Annotated in this window: 3 protein-coding genes and 1 pseudogene; all 4 read left to right on the top strand. The window is 43.1% G+C overall.

Going from position 1 to position 2,118, the window contains the following annotated elements; genetic code table 11:
- Positions 1 to 147 (top strand): annotated as a pseudogene (locus tag F8S12_RS41990) (tyrosine-type recombinase/integrase); the annotation flags it as partial.
- 3 nt (positions 148 to 150) lie between these two features.
- A complete protein-coding gene (locus F8S12_RS12950; protein ID WP_196516680.1) occupies positions 151 to 618 on the top strand; it encodes a hypothetical protein in 468 nt (155 codons plus the stop codon).
- A gap of 2 nt (positions 619 to 620) precedes the next feature.
- Entirely contained in the window at positions 621 to 1,319 is a 699-nt protein-coding gene (locus F8S12_RS12945; RefSeq protein WP_196516679.1) for a hypothetical protein, read from the top strand.
- Positions 1,320 to 1,678: 359 nt separating this feature from the next.
- Positions 1,679 to 2,047, top strand: a complete 369-nt coding sequence (locus F8S12_RS12940) for a hypothetical protein (protein WP_196516678.1) — start codon at positions 1,679 to 1,681, stop codon at positions 2,045 to 2,047.
- The last annotated feature ends 71 nt before the right edge of the window (positions 2,048 to 2,118 follow it).

The raw sequence follows: 2,118 nt of genomic DNA, 5'->3' as shown, positions 1-2,118 counted from the left end.
TTATTGCTATTGGGAGTTGACCCCAGCCATGCCCGTAAGCTGACTGGACATCAAAGCGAGAAGGCGTTTCGACGCTATACACTCCGTAGCGAACAGGAGGCTGCGATCGCTGCCTACTATCGTGCAATCGGAGAGGAAGTGGAGTAAGGTATGCCCAAACCACTTGATCCCAAGTGTCAGTTATGTTCCAAACTACCAACAACGAAAGCCAAAGTTTTACATGGAACAGCAGGGGATGGGTGTTGGAATCCAAAAGTCTGCCACAATCGCCGTTCGTTCTACCGTCGCCGGAGTGAAAATCATTCAGCAGAAATTGATGCGATCGCAGTCGAACCACCAGCAACATATTTTGCAGTGCTGTATTTGTATAAAGAACCAGGGGATAAACCATTACACGCTATGTCGGCAGAACTCTGGCTGGGGCAAAAGCCTGTTTGCCGCTTAGAACCAATTCACTGCTTTGGGTTAACGGCGGGTAAAATACGCACTTATACAGATCAGGTGTTGCAGGCATTTGCGAAACAATATGGTGTTTCACTATATCAATATAAGGATATGTTTGAGATTACCTCAAGCTACTGCCCAGTGCGTCCTTGCCCTCTACATCCACAATCCTAGAGATGACCACATATCGGCAATTAACAATCTGGGACGTGCTTGATGAGTTGTCCGAATCTCCAGCGACATCCTCACTTGTACCAATGTGGGAATGTTTAGATGCCGAGCTAGAAAATTTACCCTTGGAGGCACAGTTATTAACCGCAGCGCTTGCCTTCAGTCAAATTGCGGATATTCTGAAGTCTCGTGCCGAAGTACTGTTGCAAGATACCCGCGATCGCAATAGCCCAAAGGGGCCAATTATTAGTACCGATATATTCGCTGGGTTGGTGCGGACAACAATGCACCTAGATTTAGATGATTTGATTGAACCGCAAACACCACAAACCTTTAAACCACACAGCCCACACCAATTTTCATATCCTACTGAGTCGGGTGATTCTGTAGTAGCACCCGTTGAGAAAGCGAATGTTTTGGCAATGCTCGATGAGGTAACGAGTTTAGAAGATGTTCACAAGCTGGCGGGTGATGAAGATGTGGAAAAATGGCAGAGCGCGATCGCTAACCACCTGATAAATGTCAAAGATGAGATTTCTTTAGTTAAACTGCAACGTGTGTTGCAAATGCCGATGGTAGAAGTATGGTTGGGATTATTGCTGGGTGGATTTACACTAGAACAGCGTGGTGATTTTTATCACAACCATAATGTCTGGGTGAAAAGTTCTCCAATTACTACTAATAACAATACATTCGCCATATAGGAGAGTCCACGAACGCTTACCGCTTTGATACACAGACGTTTTTTGTTGCATTGTGTATTTGTTGTATTAACCTATTGTTTACTAGCTGTATCGTCACTTTTGCTGCTGACAAACAAGGTTGTACTCTCTCTCAACAGCCACCAGCAGCAAAGCGTGCAAGGATGACAGATAAGGTTTGGCAAAATCCCCAATTCTTGCAACTGCAAAATACTTGAAACCCTTGATTTATCGTTACAATAGTATTAGTAGTTAATAACCCCCAGAGGGTTAGTCTGAGCGCTAGTGAGCTTACTCGTCGTCAGGAGATTCCTTATCTTCTTCGTCATCCTTGTCAAAATTTGTATTGCTGAGGGGGACTTATGGGTGAATCGAAACGCCGAAAGGCAATACTAGGCAATCACTATGGTTTGCCTAATATTTTCAATGAAGTCCAATCAATGTGGACGCAGATTAATTTCTCGATCAAGCGAGTAAAAGATTCTGATAATGGATGTTTACTTGTTCAGTGTTCCAACAACGACCGAGGATTCCATCAAGACACTATTGCCCAACTTCAAAAAGAAATAGAAAATTGGAAATGTGATTTGGATATTCCTATCTTGATCCAAGTTCTCCCAAGGGGAGTTAAAAATTCAGAAACTAAACTTTTTGATGGGTTCGTTACCCTTTGGTGCAATTGTCCTGAATTTGAATTGTGGCGAGAAATATTTGAAACTAAACGAGTTTAGTGAACTTTGTTGCATTAAATTATTGTTTCCTAGCTGCACCATCATTTCTGTTGCCTCCACTCGATTTTGTA

This window comes from Nostoc sp. WHI (genome assembly GCF_015714725.1).
In the GTDB taxonomy this organism is placed as follows: Bacteria; Cyanobacteriota; Cyanobacteriia; order Cyanobacteriales; family Nostocaceae; genus Nostoc.
This window is presented reverse-complemented; position numbering and strand designations above follow the sequence as displayed.

Bases quoted from the DNA above. Each gene is read 5' to 3' on its own strand.
- F8S12_RS12950 (WP_196516680.1), top strand. From the start codon at position 151: ATGCCCAAACCACTTGATCCCAAGTGTCAGTTATGTTCCAAACTACCA.
- F8S12_RS12945 (WP_196516679.1), top strand. From the start codon at position 621: ATGACCACATATCGGCAATTAACAATCTGGGACGTGCTTGATGAGTTG.
- F8S12_RS12940 (WP_196516678.1), top strand. From the start codon at position 1,679: ATGGGTGAATCGAAACGCCGAAAGGCAATACTAGGCAATCACTATGGT.